This window comes from Niallia sp. FSL K6-0212 (assembly GCF_038007605.1).
Taxonomy (GTDB): Bacteria; Bacillota; Bacilli; order Bacillales; family Cytobacillaceae; genus Niallia; species Niallia circulans.
In genome coordinates, this window is record NZ_JBBOXL010000001.1 from 4,753,148 (window position 1) to 4,778,854 (window position 25,707).

22 protein-coding genes are annotated in these 25,707 nt (G+C 34.1%); 2 read left to right on the top strand and 20 right to left on the bottom strand.

The window, feature by feature from the left end; genetic code table 11:
* Positions 1-386: 386 nt before the first annotated feature.
* Positions 387-854, bottom strand: coding sequence for a DUF441 domain-containing protein (locus MHH96_RS22960; RefSeq protein ID WP_047941879.1), 468 nt, complete (start codon positions 852-854; stop codon positions 387-389).
* A gap of 191 nt (positions 855-1,045) precedes the next feature.
* On the opposite strand from MHH96_RS22960, the gene ytvI reads away from it, so the two are divergent.
* Positions 1,046-2,170: a sporulation integral membrane protein YtvI gene (gene ytvI, locus MHH96_RS22965; RefSeq protein ID WP_047941878.1), complete on the top strand. Its 1,125-nt coding sequence runs from the start codon at positions 1,046-1,048 to the stop codon at positions 2,168-2,170.
* Between the two features lie 223 nt (positions 2,171-2,393).
* On the opposite strand, the gene MHH96_RS22970 is transcribed toward ytvI, so the two are convergent.
* Positions 2,394-3,377, bottom strand: a complete 984-nt coding sequence (locus MHH96_RS22970) for an aldo/keto reductase (protein WP_095258050.1) — start codon at positions 3,375-3,377, stop codon at positions 2,394-2,396.
* Positions 3,378-3,684: 307 nt separating this feature from the next.
* Here MHH96_RS22970 and MHH96_RS22975 point away from each other — a divergent pair, with 307 nt between their 5' ends.
* The gene (locus tag MHH96_RS22975; RefSeq protein ID WP_061798707.1) at positions 3,685-4,860 is read left to right on the top strand and encodes an ROK family transcriptional regulator; all 1,176 of its coding nucleotides are present in this window, start codon (positions 3,685-3,687) and stop codon (positions 4,858-4,860) included.
* A gap of 155 nt (positions 4,861-5,015) precedes the next feature.
* On the opposite strand, the gene MHH96_RS22980 is transcribed toward MHH96_RS22975, so the two are convergent.
* From MHH96_RS22980 to accD, 18 genes are all read right to left on the bottom strand, one after another.
* The gene (locus tag MHH96_RS22980; RefSeq protein ID WP_186325646.1) at positions 5,016-5,186 is read right to left on the bottom strand and encodes a hypothetical protein; all 171 of its coding nucleotides are present in this window, start codon (positions 5,184-5,186) and stop codon (positions 5,016-5,018) included.
* 595 nt (positions 5,187-5,781) lie between these two features.
* Entirely contained in the window at positions 5,782-6,627 is an 846-nt protein-coding gene (locus MHH96_RS22985; protein ID WP_047941876.1) for an SDR family oxidoreductase, read from the bottom strand.
* 185 nt (positions 6,628-6,812) lie between these two features.
* Positions 6,813-7,613 (bottom strand): YesL family protein, encoded by an 801-nt coding sequence (locus MHH96_RS22990; RefSeq protein ID WP_341118069.1) that lies wholly within the window; start codon positions 7,611-7,613, stop codon positions 6,813-6,815.
* Positions 7,614-7,708: 95 nt separating this feature from the next.
* On the bottom strand, positions 7,709-9,337 hold the full coding sequence (locus MHH96_RS22995; protein ID WP_047941873.1) for an ABC transporter substrate-binding protein: 1,629 nt from the start codon (positions 9,335-9,337) through the stop codon (positions 7,709-7,711).
* 111 nt (positions 9,338-9,448) lie between these two features.
* Entirely contained in the window at positions 9,449-10,318 is an 870-nt protein-coding gene (locus tag MHH96_RS23000; RefSeq protein ID WP_047941871.1) for a carbohydrate ABC transporter permease, read from the bottom strand.
* 13 nt (positions 10,319-10,331) lie between these two features.
* Positions 10,332-11,294, bottom strand: a complete 963-nt coding sequence (locus tag MHH96_RS23005) for an ABC transporter permease (protein WP_061798712.1) — start codon at positions 11,292-11,294, stop codon at positions 10,332-10,334.
* Between the two features lie 369 nt (positions 11,295-11,663).
* Positions 11,664-12,296 (bottom strand): Nif3-like dinuclear metal center hexameric protein, encoded by a 633-nt coding sequence (locus tag MHH96_RS23010; protein WP_341118071.1) that lies wholly within the window; start codon positions 12,294-12,296, stop codon positions 11,664-11,666.
* Between the two features lie 222 nt (positions 12,297-12,518).
* Positions 12,519-13,154: a YesL family protein gene (locus tag MHH96_RS23015; protein ID WP_047941867.1), complete on the bottom strand. Its 636-nt coding sequence runs from the start codon at positions 13,152-13,154 to the stop codon at positions 12,519-12,521.
* A 406-nt stretch (positions 13,155-13,560) separates the two neighbouring features.
* The gene (locus MHH96_RS23020) at positions 13,561-14,457 is read right to left on the bottom strand and encodes a carbohydrate ABC transporter permease (RefSeq protein WP_047941866.1); all 897 of its coding nucleotides are present in this window, start codon (positions 14,455-14,457) and stop codon (positions 13,561-13,563) included.
* 14 nt (positions 14,458-14,471) lie between these two features.
* The gene (locus MHH96_RS23025) at positions 14,472-15,350 is read right to left on the bottom strand and encodes a carbohydrate ABC transporter permease (RefSeq protein WP_095258042.1); all 879 of its coding nucleotides are present in this window, start codon (positions 15,348-15,350) and stop codon (positions 14,472-14,474) included.
* A 200-nt stretch (positions 15,351-15,550) separates the two neighbouring features.
* Positions 15,551-16,870: an extracellular solute-binding protein gene (locus tag MHH96_RS23030; protein ID WP_047941864.1), complete on the bottom strand. Its 1,320-nt coding sequence runs from the start codon at positions 16,868-16,870 to the stop codon at positions 15,551-15,553.
* 128 nt (positions 16,871-16,998) lie between these two features.
* The gene (locus MHH96_RS23035) at positions 16,999-17,778 is read right to left on the bottom strand and encodes a response regulator transcription factor (RefSeq protein ID WP_047941863.1); all 780 of its coding nucleotides are present in this window, start codon (positions 17,776-17,778) and stop codon (positions 16,999-17,001) included.
* 1 nt (position 17,779) lies between these two features.
* Complete coding sequence (locus tag MHH96_RS23040; protein WP_047941862.1) at positions 17,780-19,522, bottom strand: sensor histidine kinase; 1,743 nt, start codon at positions 19,520-19,522, stop codon at positions 17,780-17,782.
* 183 nt (positions 19,523-19,705) lie between these two features.
* The gene (locus tag MHH96_RS23045) at positions 19,706-20,104 is read right to left on the bottom strand and encodes an FxsA family protein (protein WP_047941861.1); all 399 of its coding nucleotides are present in this window, start codon (positions 20,102-20,104) and stop codon (positions 19,706-19,708) included.
* Positions 20,105-20,319: 215 nt separating this feature from the next.
* Complete coding sequence (pyk, locus tag MHH96_RS23050; protein WP_047941860.1) at positions 20,320-22,080, bottom strand: pyruvate kinase; 1,761 nt, start codon at positions 22,078-22,080, stop codon at positions 20,320-20,322.
* Between the two features lie 117 nt (positions 22,081-22,197).
* Entirely contained in the window at positions 22,198-23,163 is a 966-nt protein-coding gene (gene pfkA, locus MHH96_RS23055; RefSeq protein WP_217275753.1) for a 6-phosphofructokinase, read from the bottom strand.
* 721 nt (positions 23,164-23,884) lie between these two features.
* On the bottom strand, positions 23,885-24,838 hold the full coding sequence (gene accA, locus MHH96_RS23060; RefSeq protein ID WP_047941859.1) for an acetyl-CoA carboxylase carboxyl transferase subunit alpha: 954 nt from the start codon (positions 24,836-24,838) through the stop codon (positions 23,885-23,887).
* On the bottom strand, positions 24,832-25,701 hold the full coding sequence (accD, locus tag MHH96_RS23065; RefSeq protein WP_047941858.1) for an acetyl-CoA carboxylase, carboxyltransferase subunit beta: 870 nt from the start codon (positions 25,699-25,701) through the stop codon (positions 24,832-24,834). The genes accA and accD overlap by 7 nt, the downstream gene beginning before the upstream one ends.
* Between the last annotated feature and the right edge of the window lie 6 nt (positions 25,702-25,707).

Consider the following 25,707-nt stretch of genomic DNA (forward strand, 5'->3'; position numbering starts at 1 on the left):
AAATAAATGTTTACTATTTTGTTAGATTAACTGAATATGTACCAAAAAATCAATTAATAATGTAATTCGGATTTATTTTATAAAAAGATGGAGGGAGTTTTTTTCAAAAATTAAAGTGAGCATAAACTAATTGAAAATGCTTACATTTTCAATTAAAAAAATAAACTATTTGGTACGTTATAGATGAGATAAACTGTAACTACACATTCATTATAAACAAAAAACTTCAAAATGTCTCATATTTTATACTTAAAAACTGTAGATATAGTAAAAAAAATTTTTTCTAATTCTCCTTTACACTATATTTCTTTCTTTTTAAAATTATACCATAAATTCCTATAGCCTGTCTTTTATCTTACAACGGTAAATTAGAATAAGAGAGCGGATTAGGTTATCCACTCGACTACTTTAATGGCTGCATACGCTATTCCCGCCCCAATCAATGGTCCTACTGCCACTCCATTGAAAACCGATACAGACAAAATAGTTCCTAGAACAAGTGCTGTTGTAATTTCTGGAGAATCGGCTAGTAAACTAACTCCTCCTTTTGCGAGCAGAGCAACCATAATTCCAGAAATTAAAGCTATCCATGCATACGGTGATTTAAAGGTAGCTGTAAGATCTTTAAAACCAATATCTCCAGTGGCTATCGGAACAAGAACAGCTATCGTAATAATCGTTACGCCCCAATTGATACCTTTAGATTGAATCAATGAAAATAACTTACTATCTACCCCAATTAGTTTCAGCACTAATAAGAAAATAACTGCGATAATCAAGGAATTGTTTTTAGCTATAAGAGCAATTGCTAACAGCAAATATAGAAATAAATATGGCTGGCTAAATAAAAACATAACTAACTCTCCTTTTCGAAAGCAATTGACTTAAAAATTCTCTCTTCTTTATTTAAATTAAAAAGCAGGAATTTCGATTAAAAAAGCATAAGTATAGAGAATATAAATAAAAAGGAATATATATAATCTATATCTAGTTCCTAATCACTAATGACCCATTTTCTATTATACTAAAAACGGGAGGATTGACTTTGAATTTAACTTATCTTAACCGAACAATTCGGTTTATCATAGTGATAGCAGCTACATTCCTATTATTTGTTAGCTTTTTTTATTTATCCAAAGTAACTTATCCTTTTATTATTGGATTTCTGATTGCTTTTTTAATGAATCCACTCGTTAATTTTCTACAATTCAAATGCAAATTACCAAGGGCTTTTGCTGTTGTTTTAAGTATTTTACTCATTTTATCCGTTTTTGCTGGTTTGGTTTCTTTACTAATTGCTGAAATTGTAGCAGGAGCTGCCTATCTTGGAGAAGTTGTTCCCAAACATATAGACATCATTATTCGATACATAGAAGATTTGTTCGCAGCGCAAATTATTCCATTATATAATAAAATTTCTCAAACGTTCAATAATCTCGGTACTGGTCAACAAGATACCATTATGACAAATATAGATAAAGTGGGCGAACAAGTTGGAACGGTAATGGGAGATTTTTTACAATCCTTCTTTCTTAATATTCCTATTTTCCTGTCCTGGTTTCCAAATGCAGCAAGCGTCCTCATTTTTTCTCTATTAGCTACTTTTTTTATCAGCAAGGACTGGGGACGGTTATCATTAAAATTTGGAAAGTTCTTTCCTTCCAAGTGGTTAAATAGTGGTAAAACAGTATTCTTTGAATTAAAAAAAGCTTTGTTTGGTTTTTTAAAAGCCCAATTAACGCTTGTTTCCATTACGACTGTCATTATTCTAATTGGTCTGTTAATACTTCGAGTGGATTATGCTATTACTATTGCACTGTTAACTGGAATTGTAGATATTATCCCCTATCTCGGTACAGGGTTAATCTTTGTTCCATGGATTATTTACGAAATTATCACAGGGCAGATTGTGCTGGCAATTGGATTGTCCGTGCTATATATTATTGTTTTAGTTCAAAGACAAATCATGGAGCCAAAAATCCTTTCTTCCAATATCGGACTTGATCCATTAGCTACTTTAATTGCCTTATTTGTTGGTTTTAAGCTTTTTGGTTTTATCGGACTTATTGTTGGTCCAGTTTCCCTCGTTATCGTGACTTCCCTGCATCGAGCAAATGTATTTCATGATATATGGAAATTTATTAAAGGGGATAGTGAAATACCAAAATAAACGCATATAAAAAAAGAAGCTGGAATATTAACATTCCAACCAATTTATACCGAACAATTATACGGAGATGCTAAAAAACACTTCGTATAATTGTTTGATTTTTTATTCATTAAAAAAGGTTTGTAGTAACGAGCCGCAGACTGAATATACTTCACTTTTCATAGGACTATATCTAAGCCGCTTTGTTTTGCCCCACCTTTTCTATACTTAGTATGTTAACCATTTAATAAGGACCTCTAATAGCGTTTTTGACCTTTTCCTCATAAAATGTTCTCAATCTCTGTAATTCCTCTGTATTAAATGGTTTTTCCTCTAATGCCTTTAAATTCTCATTGATTTGCTGACGATTTTTGAAACCAGGAATGACACAAGAAATACTCGGTTGATCCAATATCCAGCGTAATGCTGCCGCTGCCATTGATTGACGACTTTCTCCAATCCAAGCAAGCTCATCTGCTAATGCAACGCCTTTTTCAAATCCAAGTCCAGCAAATGTTTCTCCTACATTAAAAGCTTCCCCATTCTCATTAAATTTACGATGATCATCTTTCTCAAAAGTATGCTCCTTTGTAAATTTCCCAGTAAGCAATCCACTAGCCAACGGAAGGCGCACAAGAATACCGACCCCCTTCCTCTTTGCTTCAGGAATCAATAACTCAAGTGGCTTTTGTCGAAAAATATTAAAAATTATTTGTAGAGCCTTAACGTTAGGATTCTGCAAGCATATAAGTCCTTCTTCCACTGTTTCGACACTTACTCCATAATGGCGAATTTTACCTTCCTCTTGTAATTTATCAAGCACTTCAAAAACTCGCCCATCTTTTAAAATTTCTGTTGGTGGACAATGGATTTGATATAAATCGATTGTTTCTCTATTTAATCGCTTCAAACTATTTTCACAGTACTGGCGTACCCTTTCCTCCGAATAAGTCTCATTTGCGAAAATATCGCCGCCACGACAAAACTTAGTGGCAATATGAATTTGATTCTCTTTCCCCTTCGTTGCCTTAGCAAGAAGCTCTTCGCTATGTCCATCTCCATACACATCGGCCGTATCAAAAAAATTTACGCCTTTTTCCATCGCCATATGTAAGGATTTTAATGCCTCTGTATCATCGACTTTTCCCCATGAACCACCAATAGCCCATGTACCGAAACTTACTTCACTGATTTTTAGACCTGTATCCCCTAAATTTCTATAATTCATTTCCATTAGCACCTCCACCAGCTATGATATTTTTGATTTTTCTTGAATGGCCACTATAAAAAAGAAGCTAGAATTTTCTCAAGTAAAATACCCTATTTTTCCTCTAAATAGATAACCACTTCTATAGAAATTATATCAATTGCATATAAGTTTGTATATTAAATAAACAAACTAACTTTATCAATCCCTCTGTTTGGTTAATAGATAAACTGTAGTATAATTAATCAATTAGTAGAGGACGACCTTTCGGAAAGAAATGATATTCCTATGAAGTTCAGAAATAGAATAAGAGGGGATTGCGAACAGGATGCATATTACTTGGAATCAGCAGTTAGTAAAAAAAGAAAATAAGTCACTTTGTTTAAATTTAATCAAGAACACTGCTCCTATTTCTCGAGCAGATATTGCCCAGCAAACAGGATTAACAAAAGGGACTGTTTCCTCCTTAGTATCAGAGCTTATTAACGAACAATTGATCTATGAATCAGGACATGGTGAATCTAATGGCGGAAGACGACCTGTTATGCTGCTATTTAATGAGATGGCCGGTTATTCCATTGGTATTGACTTAGGTGTTAACTACATTTTAGGAATTTTAACTGATTTGCAAGGAAATATCATATACCGTATAAATGAAAAATATGAAAATTTATCTTATGAAGATACACTCCGAACAATAAAAAAGATTATTACTACTTTGATAAACGCTGCTCCTAAATCTGTTTATGGAGTAATTGGCATAGGGATTGGGGTACCAGGGATTACAAATATGGACGGTGACATTCTCCTCGCTCCAAACTTAGGTTGGAATAATGTTTCACTAAAGAGCCAGCTGGAAGAAGAATTCCATCTTCCTGTGTTAGTTGAAAATGAAGCAAACACTGGGGCCTATGGAGAAAAGAAATTCGGAGTAGGTCAGCCTTATCAAAATTTAATCTATGTAAGTGCAGCCATTGGAATTGGCGCTGGAATTATCATTAATGGAGAATTGTATAAAGGAGCACTCGGATATTCTGGAGAAATCGGCCATATGACCATTCAAAAGGATGGATTAGAATGCCGCTGCGGCAATAAAGGTTGCTGGGAACTTTATGCTTCCGAACAATATCTACTTAACAAAGCTGTCGAATTAAAGTTAAGCATAAATGGTCAGGTTTATTTGAATGATTTGATTGAGCTTGCCGACCAAGGAAATACCCAAGCTATCCATTTATTTAATGAAGTTGGCTATCATCTAGGTGCTGGAATTATTAATATTATTCATATCTTCAATCCAGAGCAAATCATTATTGGCAATCGACTTACCCTAGCTAAAAAATGGATAGAGCCACAAGTGAAAAAAATAATTAACAATTATACTCTACCCTTTCACCATTCCCAGCTTGCTATCCAATTCTCTGATATCAATTTTGCTTCCTCTGCATTAGGTGCTGCAGCCTTCTCAACTGAGAATTTTTTAAAATTTATGCTTCATCCAGAATAATAATATCTCTTTAAATTTAGATGAAGCATATATATATTAAGTTATTTTGGCTTTATTATTCGATATTTACTACTTAAAAGCAAGTAAACTAGAAAAGGATAAACAATTATCACCTTAGATACTTTCGCCTTTTTTAATCAATGTATTCCAAAAATTCAGCCATTTTTAGGGTGAAAAAGTCCATCTGCCACTAAGGAAGCCGTTGCATTTGTAGCAATTAATCCATTTGGATGAAGGGATTTCTCTACAAATGCCGCTTCATCTATTTTATATCTTATCTGAAAAAAAGCGCTGTATTTTATTAACATCTTCTCTTTCCCGCTCATTTCTTCCACTCAAGTCCAATTTATGCGGCAACTCGATAGGAATCCCTATAAAAATGCCATAATCCTTTCTAATAATACATTTCCATTTTATACGATTTTCTTATCTCTCCTCTTCTCTACTTTTATAAAATATTTTAGACATTATTCTTCAGCTTAACAAAATTTCGAATACTGCCCATTAGAATAGACCGCTATCGTTTATAAATAATCACGGTTAGATCCCAACATTACTTCCTGACTCAAGGTTGAATAAGTATTTAGCCTCTTTCTAAAAGCTTAGAGATACTTGGATAAAGAAATTCTCCAAATAGAATACAAAAATCCCAACTGGTTGAGCATAATGAAATTTTCCGGGAAATATTATTTTGATAACATGTTCCATCTTTTTTCCTATGTTTAACCTCGGCTTCTGGCCATTCTAGAAAATGATGGGTTTACCAAAGTGAATATTTAACTATTTATATTTATAGGATAATAGTGAGGATTTACCTCAACCTACTACTAAGGGGACTAAATAAAACTATAAATCTACAATTTCTTTAAGGATTAGTGGAAGATCTTTTAAAATTTAATCTGTTATTATTAGAGAGTATGTTTAAACACCTGAGTATGCCATAAATCCTCCATCAACTGGCACACTAATCCCCGTAACAAATCCACTTGTTTCTTCATTCACTAGCCATAGTAATGTTCCCAATAAGTCCTCTGGTTTTCCTAATCTTTTTACTGGTGTATGAGCTAATATTTTCTTCGTCCGCTCTGTATAAGACCCGTCTGGATTTTTAAGCAGTGCTTCATTTTGCTTTGTTAAGAAAAAACCTGGAGCAATTGCATTGACCCTAATTCCTGTTTCAGCCATATGAACAGCTAACCATTTTGTAAAATTCTCTATCCCAGCTTTAGCTGCACTGTAAGCAGGTACTTTCGTCATTGGACTTGGAGCGCTCATAGAGGATATATTTATAACTGTTCCACTTTTTCCAACCATTTGTTTCGAAAATATTTGGGTAGGAATTAATGTACCGATTATATTTAAATTAAATACAAAGGAGAATCCCTCCATTGTTAAATCAAAAAAACTAGTAATTCCTTCTTTATCAAGATCTTCTAATCGCAGAATTTCTTCTGAAGTAATTCCCTTTGGATGATTTCCTCCAGCCCCATTAATAAGAATGTCGCAGTTTCCAAAAGTATCAAAGACTATTTTTTCCGCTTCCTTCACACTATTTACATCTACAACATCACATGCTATAGCAATCGCCATACCACCTTCGTTATTAATTTCCTCCGCTACCTTTTGTGCTTTTTCATATGTACGATTCAAAATGGCTACCTTTACTCCTTGTCTGCCTAACTCTTTCGCCATACAGCCACAAAGTACGCCCCCACCTCCAGTAATAACTGCTACTTTTCCGGATAAATTCTTCATTAATGGTAACATTTTATCTTCCTCCTAACTTTTTTCTCATAATCTCTAAACTACTTCTCTTTCCATCTATATGTATCCTTCTAAATCAAAATTTCTTTTGAATGAAATGAAGAGTTTTTAAACTATTTTTTATATAGAGTCATTTCTTAGTACTTCTCCTTTTAAAACACTTTTAAAATCGATCTCGATTCTTTCATTTATGAACCTCGAATAGGTGGTGCATCATATTTTTTACTTATATTGTTAGAAGGAGATCTTTTCAAAAAATTACGATCTATATGTTTAAGCAGCTCTCTAGAATTAAACGTCATTATCCATGCAAGCAAACTAGCAATGAAAACAATTAAAAAATCAGTAGTGATTACTGTTGCAACAGCAGTTAAAAAGAGAATCAATATATTACCTATTGTTTCTTTCCATTTTATGAATAGATAATACGCAGACAACTTTATTAAATCCCTTATTCGAAAAGTATATTTCGCATTAATTATTAACATATTTATACTAAGCATTGTCCAGATAAGCGTAAGTGCAAGCACAACAATAAAAATGATTTGATTAACTGGTGTTATGGTTATTTGAAGGTATTGTAAGTCGATGAATAAGACAAAGAATACAGCTAAGATTATTATCCACAGAAAAAATGTGCCTTTTAAATTCGATCGATATCCATAGAAAAAGTCAGTTGTCGGTGATAGCTCTTTCGTTCTTACTAATTTCTCCATCGAATAAAGCAGTCCAGATATAGCAGGTCCAGACGGTATTAAGGCAAGAGCATAGATGAGTATATTTGAAAACGATGGTGTTAATGTCATGAAGAAAAAAATAAAGATGAGATTTGTTACGACAAAATAGATATTCGTTAGTAAAATCCAGTACACATAATTACAAAATGTATATAAAATTCCTTGCCCAAACTCTCTTTGCTGCTTCATCCCTGTCACCTTCTTTCCGAATATAATAATATTACCAGCAGTGTGTGTTTCTTTATTCCCCACTGCTGGTTAGCCTCACATAACAGAACTCTTAGGAGTAGTTTTAAGTTAGTTCTTCTTGCCCTTCATTAGGATGGCTAGGAATTAACTTATCCATTTTATTTGTTATTTTTCTTGTATTCTTGATATGTCTTATTTGCGGTATCCACATATTGCTTTAATCCTTGACTTTGTAATTCTTTTACAAAAGCATCAAACTCACTTAAATCACGTGTTCCCAAAATAAACTTTAATGTATTTTGATTCGTATAGTCTTTTAAAGGTGTACTTTGTAATGTTGCTTTTTCTCTGTCTTCAATTGAATATGGAATTAACGGATCAGTTGGAATTGGTGTTTTTACTGCTTTCATATCATTTTGGAACTTAATCTCTTCTTCACTCATCATCGAATGAAGTAAATCGGTTGTTCCTCCATAGGAAAAAACTCCACCAGAGAATCCATAGTCAACCCGTAAATCCTTTGTTCCCTTTGGATTTAATCCATTGTAATTAATATCATCCATTAATTTTCTTACTCCATCTTCCTTTGTGAATGTTGTTCCTTCTACTCCCCATTTAGTGAATTCCTGCCCTTCATCACTGTAATATAGCCAGTCAATAAACTGAAGAATTGCTTCAAAGTTTTCACTTTCTTTAATTTTGGAGGTAATCATTACACCATTTTCTAATCTAGAGCCTGACATTAATTGACCAGCAGGACCGCCGGGAACAGTAATTTTGGAGATAGAATATTTCCCTTTACCTAACGTTTTATCCATATCAACTCGATGGAGGTTGATTGTTTGAGAATTTCCATTTATAATGAATGATTTTCCTGTTACAAATTTCTGTACCGCTTGATCATCGCTTTGTGTAAAGCTCTCTTCATCTAACAATCCTTCTTCTACTAATTTGTGAAAGTATGTGAGCATTTCTTTATAGTTATTTGTTGTTGCTGCATACACAAATTTATCAGCATCTTGATCATACGATAATCCATTTCCAAATCCCCAACCAGCTTTCGTTCCGAAACTTGTTGCAGCAATATTTAGTGTACTGTTAAATGTAAAACGATCAGAGAATGGAATAGAATCTGGATAGATTTCTTTTAATTTCTTCATTGCTGTATATAATTCATCCCAAGTTGTTGGAATAGCAATATTATTTTCTTCAAAGATATCGGTTCTTACAATTAACGTATAATCTGGCCAAACCTCTTCATGTAAACCTGGCAAGACATAGAACTTCCCATCATTTTGTCGTAATGTATCTAATTCTGGACCCATATCCCATTTTTCAATTTTTTCTTTGAAGTGAGGCATTTTATCAATGTAATCGCTTACCGGAAGTGCCGCCCCCGATGCCACGAAGGCAGCTTCTTCTCCTGGATAGGTTTTTGGAATAACGATTGGGGCTTCTCCTGAACTAATTAACAAACTTCTCTTTTGCGTATAATCACTTAATGGAACAATTGTCGGCTTCAAGGTAACATTCGTAATTTCTTTTATCTTATCCCATAATAGCCAGTCTTTTTTATACGGATATGTCGGCTGATCCATAAATAAAATAGATAAATCAAATGGCTCTGTTGCTTTAAATGTGTCACCTGCGGTATATGATTCCATTGCACCTTTTGTTGCTACTTCCACTTCCTTACTTGCTGAATCATCCTTTGAACAAGCAGCAGCAATTATTACGAACACTATTAGACCTAGAAATAACCCAACCTTTTTCCAACTTTCTTTCATGGCATTTCCTCCCCTTATATATATAGGAAAAGCGTAAGTTGTTTCCTTGAAACAGGCATATGGAATAATAACCTACGCTGAACTCCCTAACTTTGGCAGGTCCTATTTTGACTATTTAATAGAGCCTAGCATTACTCCCGAAACAAAATATTTCTGTACAAATGGATATACCGTTAATATTGGCAATATCGTTAAGACCATTGTTACGGATTTAATATTAGCGGAAATTTGAGTTAAATTATCAGCGGAAGTAGCACCTGCTGACATTCCACCTGTTGTTCCCGCAATCATATTCCGCAAATAAATCGTTACTGGAAATAATTCTTTTTTATCCATATAAATAAAAGCGCTGAACCAAGAGTTCCAATAAGCTACTGCGTAAAATAACACCATAGTGGCGATTACTGCTTTACTCAGGGGCAATACTATTTTTAGTAAAATACCATATGTGCTTAAACCATCAATAGAAGCTGCCTCTTCTAATTCTTCTGGCATATTTTCAAAAAAGGATTTCATGATCAGCATATTATAAATACTAATTGCACCCGGAATGACAATAGCCCACATTGTATTGGCAAAGCCTAATGAGTTGATTAAAACATAATTGGGAATTAAGCCGCCATTAAAGAACATCGTAAATACGGCAAATACAGTTAAAAACCTGCGTCCTACTAATCTTCTTTTAGAAAGCGCATATGCAAACATTGTTGTTAAAAACATGGAAATTATTGTGCCTACCACTGTGTATACAACCGTATTTTTATAATTAATCCAAAACATGGTGTCAGAAAGAACCTTCTCATATGTGTCTACATTGAATCCTTTTGGTATTAAATTTACCTGTCCAGAATTAATATAAGACTCACTACTAAAGGATTGTGCAACTACATTTATAAATGGATATAAAGTACAAAATATAATAATTAAGAGAATACAAACATTAAAGACTTTAAAAACTTTGTACTGTTTCGATTCTTTCATTAAATCTCCCTCCCTACCATAAACTTCTTTCTGTTAGTTTTCTTGATATGCTGTTCGCCGTTAATACAAGCACTAAGCCAATAATAGATTCAAATAATCCAATAGCTGCTGCATAGCTAAAATTATTGGATTCTAAACCAACACGATATAAATAAGTTGAAATAACATCAGAAGTTTCATAGGTTAATGGGTTATAAATTAATAAGATTTTTTCAAAGCCAATTGCAAGAAAGCTGCCAATATTCAAAATCAATAGGGTAACAATAGTTGGCAATATCCCTGGTATCGTAATATGAAGGGTTTGTTTCCATCTGTTCGCACCGTCAATTTTTGCTGCTTCATATAAGGAATCGTCAATCGTTGTTAATGCCGCTAAGTATAGAATGGCCCCCCATCCCATCCCTTGCCAGACTTCAGAGGTAACATAAATTGTCCGGAACCATTCTGGACTTTGGATAAAGCTTATTTTTTCTCCGGTGAAAAATTCGACTATTCCATTAATGGAACCGTTTAGAGCTGTTAATTGCAAGATCATTCCAGCAATAATAACAATAGATAAGAAATGCGGTAGATAGGAAGCTGTTTGTACAAACTTCTTAAACTTTTTGGATTTAACTTCATTCAAAAGAAGAGCGAATATAATGGGCATAGGAAAACAAAATAACAAGGTAATTCCGCCCAAAATTAATGTGTTTTTAAATACATTCCAAAAAACTGGGTCGTTAATAAACATATTAAAGTAATAAAACCCAACCCATTGTTCACCATAAATTTTTCCACCTGGCATATATCTTCTAAAAGCAATAACATTTCCTAACATTGGACCATATTTAAAAATAATTAAATAAATAAGCGGTAAGACTAATAATGAATAGAGCTGCCAATCCTTTCTAATTGCAGCTAATGTTGTTTTAAATTTGTTTCTTTTTGTCTTCATTGTTTTATTTACATGTGAATGCACAACCTCTGTTTCCATAAGTACCCCCCTCTGTTTTAATAATATCTATAGCCTTTTGCTAAATCTTTCTATAGCAGCTGACTATTATAAAGCTTCATCTTTTTAGAGGATGAAGCAAACACACATAAAAATTAAAGCGCTTACTTTATTTTGCATCAATACCCCTTATAAAATAGCTAATAGATGGTGCAAGCAATATTTATGATGATAATCTCGGTAATGGAGTGATCAGTGAAATGAGAAAATTTAACTTGTTGTATGAAGTAGATTTTTGTCAACTTGATTTTAGCCATACTAGTATGGCAGATTAACCAAAAAAATATTGTTATTTAAATAATCTGAAACAGTGGCTTTTCTTTTATGTAATGTACAGGAATATGCGGAAAATTATTTGCTATTAGATTGGTTAGTATTCCATGCCAGGTTCTTCACTAACTGCATGCCAATTAGGATAAATGCTTTTTTCTTTCCTTGTTGGAGGGCATCTCTGACATACTCAGGAGACTCCCATTCTGGTCCTTCTCCTGCAATAATCAGGTCTAAATTTTGATTTTGAAATAAAGGGATCACTACTTCGCCTCCTCCGCGATAACCTGCTAACAAGCCAATTCTTTGGCATTCCATGGATAACTCCCCCACAACTCTTACAAACGGGGCATCAAGCTTATCTTTCACGTATTTTGCAATATCAGCGACAGTTTTCTTTGGTGTGACAATAGTGGTTGCGATGGACAGATGCTCTTCGACATGATTCTCCCATTCCAGTTTTTGAATTAATCCCGCCATAACGCCATCTGGATTGTAACGATGATAATAATCATGAAAGCGAAAAATATGGATAGCAGTATCTTCTATTAATTGGAGCTTAGTCATGTATACTGAATCTTTCTCATATAATTTTTTCCAATTCTCATGGCTGTAAAATGGTCCTTCATGGCTTATAATCATATTTGCTCCAATAGATATCGCTTTCTCCAATACTTGCTGCGTCAACATGAATGCGGTTACAATTCCTTTCACATTAGAATCTGCTGAACCTTTTTATTAATACATCTGTTGTGGATTCAACCATTTTTGCGGGCTCCAATAACTTATCTATTACTTCTTGAATAGTTGTCATTCTATCTCTCCCATCAAGTTAATCCAATTATACCACGCTCAAGTTTGTTTATTCAATATACAAACTATATTTTTTTTACAACTTTTACTATATTTTATAATCAATAAGTCATTGACTTCCTCTTATTCTGTGATCGCTTTATTCATATTCTGTTTTTGCAACCGCTGAAAAAGCAGAATACTACTCGACATTAGTATACATGCTGCGGAAATTCCACTAAAAAAAGGGAGAAGTCCAGGAATATATAATAATAGAAAAATATCTGCTGCTAACCCAAGTATAATCAATAATGTAATATGGATATTTAGAATTCCTAGAAAAAAGGAGTATTTAAAGTAATCGATGAATCTTAACTGATAATGTACATAGACAGGAAAGAAGAATAAAAGAGTGATAGCATATATGCATGTAATAAGTAGTAAAATACTTATGGAAACAATCCGAATAAATCCCCCTAAATTTAAGATTAGATAGTAATCTACATACAAGATTATACCAGCCACTATAAATACGAATCCAAAAGTATTACTTTTGATAAATTCGCTTTTATAGACAGATAGATATGTTTTCCAAATAGGAACTTCCGTTTCTTTCCGAAACCATTTACGGACAATGGTAAAAAGTGCAACTGTTGCTGGCATAAAACCAAATAGGAAAAGACCACTTGCAGTGAACATAATCCATAACAAATTAACGGAAGCCAGCTTCATTATCCATTCACAGATGGTATATAATTTTCCCATTGGTTTTGTTGTCATACTATCCCCTCTTCTTTCTTTTTCCTTCTAAGCATTGTTTTCTTATTTGCGGATTAGAACCTTTTCTGCCGCTCGTCTAACCAAAGTATGTTTGTTACACCTCTTGGATGATATTTGCTTCCCGCAATTTCTCCTGAAATTATTTGATCGCTCCAACTCCAAATGGATGGTTCTGGATATGTGAGCCATTCCACATAGAGCCGTGTATACTTTCTTGATAGGAAAAGCTTGATATGGTTCCTTTTTTAAGCACCAATTTAAATATTGTGTTTCGGAGAACGGCCAAATTCTAATTCTAATCCATCCCCTATACATGGAAAACCTAATGTAAAGTTTGAGAATGCTCCAATCGGAGAATGGTGCGCATCAAAAAAATATTTTGAAGTCGGATGAACCCCTCCCTTTATTATCCTTTTACAGACCCAGCTGCTAAACCTTCTACAATTTTATTACTTAATAAAATGAAAGCGATTAAAATAGGAATAATGCTAATCATTAAAGTTGCTCCAATTGCTCCCCAATCTGTTAAATATTGACCTACGAAGTTATTTACACCAACTGTTAATGTCTTCCATTGATCAGAGCTAATGAACGTATTAACAAATACAAATTCATTCCAATTATAAATCATATTTATAATAACAACTGTAGCCATAACAGGAGTCGTCATTGGCAATGTGATTTGAAAGAATATACGGTGAATCGAACAACCATCCATTACAGCGGCCTCTTCTAATTCTCTTGGCAGTGCCTGATAGAATCCTAATAAAATCATGATAGTTAGCGGCAAATTAAACGCTGTATAGGATAAAAGAATAGAAATAGGATTATCAATTAGCTCCAAGTTATTAAAAAAACTAAATAAAGGGATTAACGTAGAATGTAATGGAATCATAATGCCCACCATAAACAAACCAAGAACAAGTTTACTTAACTTCCAGTGCATTCTTGTAATCGCAAAGGTAACAAAACTTGCTAATATAACCGTCAAAACTACTGCTACAACTGTAATCCATACACTATTGAAGAAATATAAGCTGATATTTCCTTGGGTCCATACTTTTACATAGTTCCCCCATTGTGGGTCTTTCGGAAGAGCAAATGGAGATAAGCCGAAAACTTCTTGATTCGTTTTTAAGGAAAAGAAGAATAACCAAACGAGTGGGTATATTTGAAAAATGGCAATTACTCCAAGCACTAGATACAAAATACCGTATCCAATCTTACTTCCCAGAGATCCTTTCGTTTTAGGAGATGTGGATAATTCAGTTTTATTTTGTTTTTTCAGGATTACTTCACTCATGATTACCTCTCTCCTTAATACTGAGCATCTTCTTTTGATGCTGTTAATTTTTGTATAACCCATGTCATCACAAGACAAATGATTAATAACGCAAAGCCAATGGCACTACCGTAGCCAAAATCATATGTTTTGAATGCTTCTTTATACATATAAGAGGCCATCACTTCACTTGCTCCATTTGGTCCTCCACCAGTCATAACATAGATTAAATCAAAATATTTTAAAGATCCTACAATGGCTAAAACAATAGTTACTTTTATTACTGGTGCAATTAATGGAATTTTGATTTTATAAGCAATTTGTAATGGGGTTGCCCCATCAATTTTAGCTGCCTCAATAATTTCATCTGCTACTCCTTTTAAAGCTGCATAATAAATAATGATGTAAAATCCAGCATATTGCCAAACAATTGGAATGAAAATGGAGTATAGTACTAAATTGGGATCCGCAAGCCATAAGGGTGTATTTTCTACTCCAAACATGGTTAAAAGCTTGTTCAGCATTCCATTTGTTGGATCAAAAATTTTCAACCATAGCTGTGCAATAGCTACAGACGATAATAACATCGGAATTAAATATATTTTGCGAAGAATTCCAGCTCCCTTAATCTTGCTTGCTAATATAAGTGAAATTACTAAATATGCAATAAGACTTACTGCAGAAAAAACAGCTAATAAAACGGAATGATACGTACTAGACCAGAACATTTTATCTTTCATAAGCTGTATATAATTATCTAAGCCAATAAAAGTCTTAGCCCCGATACCATCCCAATCCATTAAGCCATAATATCCTGTTAATACAATAGGAATATAGATTAAAACCAAAATGAGCAACAGTGCAGGGAGCACATAAAGAGTGATTACCCATTTGTTTGACATCACGTTTTTCATTTTCTGCTTTCCCTCCTTATTGATTGGGAGGAGCTTTGTTAAATGATATATAATTGTTCATGAGTTATTCATGTAACCAATATCATCGTTTAACAGAGCTTTCTCAAAAATCAATAATGTATCTTCCCAATTATCTAAAGTGATTATCTTTTAAATAGTGGAATCCACCTTTTTTTTCGATAGATTCCACCCATTCTTTATTATTCTTCTTCCGCTAAAGCTTGCTCTTGTTTGGCTGTAAATTCTTTTGGTGCTGCCTGACCGCCAAATAGTGATTGGATCATATCTAAGTGCACTTGTGCAACACTAGAGCTCATTTGAACATCTGCATATAATGTTAAATTAGAAGCATTTCCAAGGTCATTTAAAATATCGATATACATTTGATCTAGTTCAATATTGGAAGTGTCTACAACTGTCGCTGGAATTACACCTGCATCCTTAACAGAATTTTTGCCCCATTCTTCTACTAAATATGCGACAAATTTTTTCGCTTCGTCTTTTACCTTTGATTTTTCAGAAACAAATAGTCCAACCCCAGGGCCACCTACAAAACTGTTTATGTCTCCTTTTCCGCCTACATATGTTGGAAACTTAAAGTATCCTACTTTATCTTTAAATTCTTGCGTAACATCTGGGCTTGTTGTATAGTTTGGCAATTCCCAAGTCGCCATTAAATACATAGCTGCTTGTTCATTCATAAAGTACCCTTTTGCCTCATCATTTGAAAGACCATTAAACCCTTTGACAAATCCGCCCATATCTACTAATTTTTTTACTTCTTCGGCTGCTTGAACAAGCGCTGGGTCTTCAAAGCTTCCAGTACGATTAATTGCATTCGTTAACACTTCAGGCCCACCAATTCTATCTGCAAGATACATATACCACATAGAACCAGTCCAACGGTCTTTATTACCTAAAGTAATTGGTGTAACGCCGTTATCAGCTAACGTTTTAACAATATTTAAAAACTCATCATACGTTGCAGGAACTTCTAAATTATATTTCTCAAAGATTTCTTTATTGTAATAAACAGGTGTGATATTTAATTCAAGTGGAAGACCATATGTTTTCCCATCCATAGCAAATGCCTCTGTTGTACCTGCAACAAATTGGTCTTTAAAATTGCTATCAATTATATCATCTAACGGAGCAAACATTTCTCCTTTAACGAACGGCTGCATATATCCTGCTGCCCATGTCACCCCAATATCTGGTAGTTCATTTGAAGCTGATAATACTTTAATTTTATCTTTATATTGCTCGTTTCCAAGAATTTCTGTCTGAATTTTTACATCTGGGTGGTCTTTTTCATACTGTTTAATGATATCGTTTACAATAGTGTACTGTGCTTTTGAACTTCCCTCTGGCCAAAGATGCATGAATTTAATCACTGTTTTATCTCCATTTTTTGAAGCGTTTTCATTTTTGGAAGATGTGGATGAAGAACATCCTGCTAAAACTAAAACCAGCAATAAAGCAACAGATAGACATGCTGACAGTGCTTTTCTATGAAACATTTAAACTACCCCCTATACTTTCCTTTTTAATTATTCCTTCTAACAATCTAAAGTCTATCATTAATGATTTTTCTAAAAAAGGTAACAATGATTAGGAAAAGTTCTACTATTTTTAGAAAGCCCTTTCATTATTTTTCGTTATTTATTTTTCGGTAACCGCTCGGTGTTATTCCTTCTAATTCTTTAAATATTTTAATAAAATATTTGGCCGTTTTGTATCCTGACTCTTCTGCAATATCCGTAATGGAAAGTTTTGTGGAGATAAGTAGATTTTTCGCATGCTGAATTCTTCTTCTGGTGATATATTCACTAAACGTTAACCGAATCTCTTCCTTAAACAGCACACTAAAATAACTTGGATTCAAATACACATGGGCGGCTACGTCACGTTGTGTCAATTCCTCATTTAAGTGATTATCAATATATTGCAAGGCTTTCTGGATTGGCTCTCTTACTGATTCATTTGTTACTCTTGCATCAATCAGCTTATTATCAACTACTCTTGAGATAATATCATTTCTGTCTTTATCTCTATCAATCTTAAGAGCATCTTCGACGGCTTCTATTAATTTCTGTTTACTAATTGGCTTTAATAAATAATTAATAACGCCTAAGCGAAGAGCTTCTTGCGCATATTCAAATTCTGAATATGCTGAGATAACAATAACAACAGGCAGATGTTTTTGGCTTTTGATAGTTTTCAACATCGTTATTCCAGTTATTTTAGGCATGCGAATATCTGTTAGAAGAATATTTATTTTTTGTTTTTGCATTATATCAATGGCCGATTCTGCATTTTCCGAAATTAAAATTTGATATTGACCGCTAGACCAATTCTCTAGTGCTTTTTTGATTCCTTCTCTCGATCTCGGTTCATCATCAACAATCAATATTGTTTTTGCATGCATCTTACATACCCCCATCTTTTGGAATTTCAAAAGAAATGAATGTACCTTTATTCTCCATACTTTCTATCATTAATCCCTTTTGCTGTCTTTCCTGATAATAGAGCGTAAGCCTTTTATATACATTAGAAATAGCCATTCCCTTACCTGTGATTGAAGTAATTCCTTCCTTTTCCATCGATTCCTTAATCTGCTTTAATTTAGACTCGCTTATGCCAATTCCATCATCTCTAACTATTACCTTTATGTTATTATCTATCTCTCCTTGTTGCACAATAACGTCAACAGTACATTGTCCTACCTTATTCTCTGCTCCGTGCAGGACAGCATTTTCTACTAATGGTTGTATTAAAAATTTGGGGATTTTCACTTCTTCAAATACCTTTGGAAGCTGTATTTGCCAATTCAGTTGTTCTCCAAATCGCATTTTCATTATTTCCATATAGTCTTCAATATGGGCAATCTCCTCTTTTATGCGAACCCACTCATCCTCTGTAGATCGTGAAATGGTATAGCGAAATAAATTAGACATGGTAACAACGAGTTCGGCTAATTCTTCTTCGTCATTTTCCTCTAATGACCAATGGAGAGCATCTAATGTATTAAATAGAAAGTGAGGATTAATTTGTGCTTGCAAAGCTCTTAATTCACTACGGTTTCGAGTAATTTCTTTTTGATAAACCATGGTGATTAAATGGTTTGTTTCTTTTACGAGCTGATTGTATGTACTATTTAATTCATTTATTTCATTTACAGAGGGAATCTTTGGTGTCAGCGGCAAAGACCCTTCACTTGCAAATCTCATTGTGTTCGTTAAGCGGATAATCGGGCGAGTAATCATGTTAGAAAGAAAAAAAGAGCATACAAAGAAAATCATTAATCCAATTATGCCAGCAAGAAGAATGCTTGTGCGCACAACCGTTATGCCTTCCGTTAGCGTCTTATAGGGAGTTAAAATAAGGACAGTCCATCCTGTCATATACGAAGAATTTTTCGTAATCATGTAATCCCTTTCATTTATCTGCACCGTTTTTTTCTTAGTCTGTAAAATGAACTCACTTGATTGCTCATAATTAGTAATAATCGGTTTACTTAATTCATCTAAAAGAATAAAATACTGATCCGTTTTGTCTGTTAATGTTTGATTAGCAAACTGAAAATAATTAGCATAAATACTAAAGAGTAAATACCCTCCATTTGTAAAACTGCGATTAATTAAATTTACTCTTCTTATAGCAAGAAAATAATTGCTGTCATTTGGATCTTCTCCAATCCAAACTAGACTTCCCTTTGCTTGGTCCGCTTTTTCTACCCAATTAGCATGCAAATCGGTCATTATTTTTGCATCATCAAGTGGTAGTATTCGTTCCTGTTCCCTGGTAAATAATTGAAATGAAAAAATCCCATCAGAATTGGCTGTAATTGTATTAACAGTGCCCATTAATTCTTGTTTTTCATAGAAGGTCACTTTCTTTTGTTCGTATTCCTTTGTTAGCAGCTTTTGTACTTTATCATTCGTCGCCGCTAATTTCGAGGCCATATTTAATTGCTCATACAGTGTCTCAATTCTTCCACTTGCTTCCACTGCGACTTGCTGAATTTGTTTTTCTGCATTATTTTCTAATAAAGTAGATACTTGATTAAATATCAATATACTTACAAATAAAAGCACGACTATCATTACGGATAAAAATACAAATAAAATTTGATTTCGGAGTGTATTCCATTTCCTTAATAAGCTGAACATAGATTTTTATCGCCTTTCGCCCCATTTGCAACTTATTATACCAAAAATCCTTTTTACTTTGTTTATTCATTATACAAATAAACATAATAATTATTCTGCTATCTAAAATTTTTATCTTTTATTTAACCAAAAAAAGAGCCTGACTATTTACTATTGTAAAAAATTCAGCCTCTTCTTTTATTCTTATTTATATGAATGGATAATGGTAACTCGATTTCTCTTTTGCAGCTTTCTTTGTATATTTCTTATAAATAAATTCTTTCCAATTCTTCTCGTTGGCGGAAATAGAATAAGGACACCTGCAATATCTGTTAAAAATCCTGGAAACAGCAATAAAAGCCCGCCAATAAGAATACAAAAGCTATCTAATATCGCATCTCCTGGCATGATTCCCTGATTTATTTGCATTTGTACATTACGTATCGCCTTTAAACCTTGTTTCTTCAGTAAAATACCGCCTAGAATTCCAGTGCCTATTGCAATAATTAAGGTTTCTGGTATACCAATTATGTTTCCGGCTATCAGAAAAACCACAAGTTCAATTAGTGGTAATAGCAGCAAGCTGATCATAAAATTTCTCAAATTGTCACCATCCTCCTTTTCATTTCCTTTTTTTATTATACCTTTTTTTTATCTGGTCTGATAGTAAGCTGCCTTCCTTTTCCCTGTTAAATAATGTAATAACGTGTTGCTGCTTATAGTCGTTACCTTGGATATTTAAGAACTGAAAAAGAAGAGTAGCCATTGCCTAAAGATTATTAGGTATGGCTACTCTTCCAATTTTTATGCTTTACAGATTAAAGTACGCTCGCATGTCCGCTATATACGTAGCCGCTACGAGAATCAACTGTAATATCTAAGCCATCTTTTAAGATGCTAGTTGCGTTTTCTACTCCTACAATAACAGGAATTCCAATATTTAATCCTACAACCGCAGCATGACTTGTTAAGCCACCTTCTTCAACGATTAAGGCACTGCATTTTTCTAATGCTGGTACCATATCGCGATCTGTAGCATTTGTTACAAGAATAGAACCGAAATTAACTTTATCTAGTGCTTCTTTTGCACTAGTAGCAATTACTGCTTTACCAAAGGCTGTTTTGCGGCCAATTCCTTGTCCTTTAGCAAGTACATCGCCAATTACATGGATTTTCATGATGTTTGTTGTACCTGCTTCTCCCACAGGAAGCCCAGCAGTAATCACAACTAAATCACCATGTGTAACAATTGAGCTGTTAACACCTTCTTGAACTGCTACATCTAGCATTTCATCTGTTGATTCTGATTTTTGGCTAAGACGTGGATATACTCCCCAAACTAGCGCTAATTGTCTTTGAATTTTTGCATCATATGTTACTGCAATAATTGGAGCTTCTGGACGATATTTAGAAATCATTCTTGCAGTATGACCACTGCCAGTTGGTGTGATTACTGCTTTTACTTCTAAATTTAACGCTGTATGAGCAACAGATTGTCCGATAGAGTCTGTAATAGAATGCTCTGAATCTTTGCTGCGTTTTGAGAGGATTTCTTTATAGTTTAATGCCTCTTCTGCTCTTGCTGCAATATTATTCATTGTTTGTACTGCTTCCACAGGATATAATCCTGCAGCTGTTTCTCCAGAAAGCATAATAGCATCTGTTCCATCAAAAATTGCGTTTGCTACATCACTTGCTTCTGCACGAGTTGGACGTGGATTACGCTGCATAGAATCAAGCATTTGCGTTGCTGTAATAACAGGTTTCCCTAATGTATTACATTTTTTAATTAGCATTTTTTGAACTAATGGTACTTCTTCAGCAGGAATTTCTACCCCTAAATCTCCACGAGCAACCATTAGCCCATCAGAAACCTCAAGGATTTCATCAATATTATCCACACCTTCTTGGTTTTCGATTTTAGGTATGATATGGATATGAGAAGCATTATTATCTTCTAATAATTGCTTAATTTCTAGAACATCAGATGCACGACGAACGAAAGATGCTGCAATGAAGTCAATTCCTTGTTCAATACCAAAAAGGATGTCATTTGCATCTTTTTCTGTGATACCAGGAAGATTTACAGCAACACCAGGTACGTTTACACCTTTTTTATTCTTCAAAGTCCCTGAATTTAATATTTTTGTATGTATTTCTCCAGCAGCTTTGTCTATTTTCGTTACTTCAAGGCCGATTAAACCATCATCTAATAGAATTTTGCTACCTGGCTCCACATCATCAATTAAACCTTCGTAAGTAACAGAGAATTTCTCTGTAGTACCTTCAACTTCTGTCATAGATACGATAATATCATTACCAGCAACTAGTTCAATAGCGCCATCCTTCATGTTGTTTGTTCTAATTTCTGGACCTTTTGTATCTAAAAGAATCGCGATATTGTTACCAGTAATTTCAGCAGCTTCACGAATGTTTTTTATTCTTGCTCCATGCTCTTCAAAATCACCATGTGAAAAGTTAAGGCGTGAAACATTCATTCCAGCTTCCATTAATTGCGTTAATTTTTCTACGCTTTCACTTGCAGGACCAATAGTACATACAATCTTCGTTTTACGCATTAATAATAACCTCCGATAAATATTAGTAAAAAATAATAGCGAACTAAAACAGGATTTTAGGAATTTATGGATGATCTAATCATAAAATGCACTAGATAATCATAAATTCCTACTGATTTAAATGGATAATTCTTTTGATAAGTGATATAAATTATTATCAATCGTATGTTTACGTGCTAACGCTTCAATGATATCATAATCAACCAATTGATTTTTTTCGATACCAACAGCTCTTCCACCTTTGCCTTCTACTAAAAGCTCAACTGCATATGCACCTAGACGACTAGCTAACACACGGTCTTGGGCTGTAGGTGATCCACCACGCTGCATATGTCCTAACACAGACACACGAGTATCGAAATCTGTATTTTCTTCAATCAATTTACCGATTTCAACACCGCTGGCTACTCCTTCAGCTACGACAATAATACTATGCTTTTTACCACGCTCTTGACCTTTTTTCAATCTGCCTACAATTTCCTCCAAGTTAAAGCCTTCTTCTGGAATAAGAATTGTTTCAGCACCACCAGCTAAACCAGCCCATAATGCGATATCCCCAGCATTTCTTCCCATTACCTCAATGATGAATGTTCTCTCGTGAGATGTAGCTGTATCACGGATTTTATCAATCGCATCAATAACTGTGTTTAATGCAGTATCGAAACCGATTGTGAATTCTGTTCCTGGAATATCATTGTCAATTGTTCCTGGAACTCCAACACAAGGGTAACCTTGTTCTGTAAGCGCCTTCGCACCCATATAAGAACCATCTCCACCAATGACTACTAGTCCATCGATATTATGTTTCTTTAATTGCTCAATCCCTTTTTGTTGTCCTTCTTTTGTTTTAAATTCTTCACAACGTGCAGAGAAAAGGAAGGTTCCACCACGATGGATTATATCACCAACTGAACCAACTTCTAATTTTCTGAAGTTGCCACTAATTAGCCCAGCATAACCACCAACTACCCCATATACTTCCACACCATGGAATATCGCTTTACGAACTACGGCTCTAATAGCTGCGTTCATTCCTGGTGCGTCACCGCCACTTGTTAATACACCAATTCTTTTAACTGTCAATTTCCTCACCTCATAATTTCATTAACAAATAAATTATGTAGCATAACATACATATACTATTATATAACAAATTACTTGTCTGTAACATTTTTCACAAAATTTACATATATAATTTATGTAATGCTAACTTTTGTAAATTAATCAAGAAATTGGCTTTTCTCTATTAATTTATCTTACATTTATCCAATTATCCATTAAACAATTCTACCATATCATGAAGAATCGTGTATCTCAACTTAATATGAAAAAAAAATAAAAGACGGAATAATCAGCAAAATGCAAACGTTTTATCTATCACTATTTTGTAGCTATTTCCCCTTATCGCAAACTTTAAACCTATTAACTGGCATTCAGAAAAGAAAAATCATAAAAATAGTGTTAATAGTTTTAAAATAAAATAAACATTTTTTATTCTGCAAACTACATTTTTACCTTCTTACCGCATTTTCATACCAATAAAAAAAGAAGAAAAAACAAAAATACTTCCCAAATTGGATCGGACAAACGTTTTCCGCTATTTGATTATGTGTGTTTAGATTAGAACTCGTCCATAACGTTATAATTAAACGATGCACTGGGTGGGAAATTAAAACCTTTTGACGCATAAAAAATGAATAAAAACCCCCCAACAATCATACGAAATAGTTTTACTATCTCCGCATAATTATGGGGGGTTATCTTCGCTTGGAAATTTATTCTTAGTCTCGTTTAAAAACTCTTATCAATGATTTAAATAGACACCCATATTTTTAAACTTAGCATAGCGGTTATTCACAAGTTCTTCCTTTGTCATTCCTTTTAATTCTTTCAGAGATGCATATAATACTTCATCAATTTGTTCTGCTTGTTCTTTTATATTATGGTGTGCTCCACCTTTTACTTCCTTAATGATGGAATCAATAATGCTTAACTCTTTTAAGTCAGGTGCAGTAATCCTCATTTTTTCAGCTGCTTGTTTAGCCTGCCCAGCATCTTTCCATAAAATAGATGCGGCTCCTTCTGGTGTAATAACTGAGTATGTGGAGTTCTCTAGCATGTGAATATGGTTACCAACGCCAAGTGCTAAAGCACCACCACTACCACCTTCTCCAATTACAATACAGACAATTGGGACTTCCATCGATGCCATTTCAAATAAATTTTTGGCAATAGCTTCACTTTGTCCTCTTTCCTCTGCAGCTTTACCAGGGTATGCACCTTTTGTGTCAATAAAACAAATAATGGGACGATTGAACTTATCCGCTTGCTTCATTAGACGCAGGGCTTTTCGATATCCTTCTGGATGAGGCATTCCAAAATTTCTGCGAATATTTTCCTTTGTATCTTTTCCTCTTTGATGGCCGACAATCGTTACTGGTAATCCTTTGTATTTCGCAATTCCACCTACAATTGCCTCATCATCTCCAAAGCCTCTATCTCCATGTAATTCGATAAAATCGGTAAACAAATGGGGAATATAGTCAAGGGTCGTTGGTCTATTTGGATGTCTAGCAATTTGAACTCGATCCCAAGGCTTCATATTATCGTATACATCTTTTTCCAATTTTTTTAAGCGTATTTCTAATTTTTCAATCTCTGTACTTAAATCAACATTTGCATTTTCCGAGAAGTCTTTTAATTCTTGGATTTTATCTTTCAATTCATTAATTGGTTTATCAAAATCTAATCCTACCATTCTAATTCACCACCTGTTTGATGCATTTCAAGCACGAGGCTAAGCTTCTCTTTTAATTCTAATCTAGGTATTACCGCATCTAATTGACCATGCTTTAGTAAAAACTCTGCCGTTTGGAAGTCCTCCGGAAGCTCTTCTCCTATCGTTTGTTCAATAATACGACGTCCCGCAAAACCAATTAATGCACCTGGTTCAGCAAAATTATAATCTCCAAGTGAGGCAAAGCTTGCAGAAACGCCTCCTGTTGTTGGGTGGGTCATAATGGTAATATATAAACCGCCATTATCGCTAAATCGTTTTAATGCTACACTTGTTTTCGCCATTTGCATAAGACTTAGCACGCCTTCTTGCATTCTTGCTCCACCAGAAGCCGTAAAAATTATAAAGGGTACCGAAAGCTCATCAGCCTTTTCGACAGCGAGGGTAATTTTTTCTCCAACTACTGAACCCATACTTCCCATCCGGAAAGAAGAATCCATTACAGCTATTACTACTTTTCTGCCATTTATTTCACCTGTTCCTGTAACAACAGCTTCATTCATATTCGTTTTTTTAATATCGCCGGCAATTTTATCTTCATAACCAGGAAACTGCAAAGGATTTCCGGTTCTCATTTCTGCATTTAGCTCAACAAAAGTTGCTTCATCCAAAATGCAATTCATTCTTTCATAAGCCTTCATAGGCAGATGATACCCACAGTTTAAACAAACCTTATGATTCTTCTGTAATTCACGTGTATACATTATTTTCTTACAATTAGAACATTTTGTCATAATCCCTTCTGGAACTTCATTCTTTGATAATTCTGAAGGTAATGTTGCATACTTAAGTTTTTTTGATTTCGAAAATATTCCCTTAATCAATATGGA

What these genes read in the sequence shown, in the direction of transcription:
- MHH96_RS22960 (WP_047941879.1), bottom strand. Translation starts at nt 854, where the DNA reads ATGTTTTTATTTAGCCAGCCATATTTATTTCTATATTTGCTGTTAGCA.
- MHH96_RS22970 (WP_095258050.1), bottom strand. Translation starts at nt 3,377, where the DNA reads ATGAATTATAGAAATTTAGGGGATACAGGTCTAAAAATCAGTGAAGTA.
- MHH96_RS22975 (WP_061798707.1), top strand. Translation starts at nt 3,685, where the DNA reads ATGCATATTACTTGGAATCAGCAGTTAGTAAAAAAAGAAAATAAGTCA.
- MHH96_RS22980 (WP_186325646.1), bottom strand. Translation starts at nt 5,186, where the DNA reads ATGAGCGGGAAAGAGAAGATGTTAATAAAATACAGCGCTTTTTTTCAG.
- MHH96_RS22985 (WP_047941876.1), bottom strand. Translation starts at nt 6,627, where the DNA reads ATGTTACCATTAATGAAGAATTTATCCGGAAAAGTAGCAGTTATTACT.
- MHH96_RS22995 (WP_047941873.1), bottom strand. Translation starts at nt 9,337, where the DNA reads ATGAAAGAAAGTTGGAAAAAGGTTGGGTTATTTCTAGGTCTAATAGTG.
- MHH96_RS23000 (WP_047941871.1), bottom strand. Translation starts at nt 10,318, where the DNA reads ATGAAAGAATCGAAACAGTACAAAGTTTTTAAAGTCTTTAATGTTTGT.
- MHH96_RS23005 (WP_061798712.1), bottom strand. Translation starts at nt 11,294, where the DNA reads ATGGAAACAGAGGTTGTGCATTCACATGTAAATAAAACAATGAAGACA.
- MHH96_RS23015 (WP_047941867.1), bottom strand. Translation starts at nt 13,154, where the DNA reads ATGACAACAAAACCAATGGGAAAATTATATACCATCTGTGAATGGATA.
- MHH96_RS23020 (WP_047941866.1), bottom strand. Translation starts at nt 14,457, where the DNA reads ATGAGTGAAGTAATCCTGAAAAAACAAAATAAAACTGAATTATCCACA.
- MHH96_RS23025 (WP_095258042.1), bottom strand. Translation starts at nt 15,350, where the DNA reads ATGAAAAACGTGATGTCAAACAAATGGGTAATCACTCTTTATGTGCTC.
- MHH96_RS23030 (WP_047941864.1), bottom strand. Translation starts at nt 16,870, where the DNA reads ATGTTTCATAGAAAAGCACTGTCAGCATGTCTATCTGTTGCTTTATTG.
- MHH96_RS23035 (WP_047941863.1), bottom strand. Translation starts at nt 17,778, where the DNA reads ATGCATGCAAAAACAATATTGATTGTTGATGATGAACCGAGATCGAGA.
- MHH96_RS23040 (WP_047941862.1), bottom strand. Translation starts at nt 19,522, where the DNA reads ATGTTCAGCTTATTAAGGAAATGGAATACACTCCGAAATCAAATTTTA.
- pyk (WP_047941860.1), bottom strand. Translation starts at nt 22,080, where the DNA reads ATGCGTAAAACGAAGATTGTATGTACTATTGGTCCTGCAAGTGAAAGC.
- accA (WP_047941859.1), bottom strand. Translation starts at nt 24,838, where the DNA reads ATGGTAGGATTAGATTTTGATAAACCAATTAATGAATTGAAAGATAAA.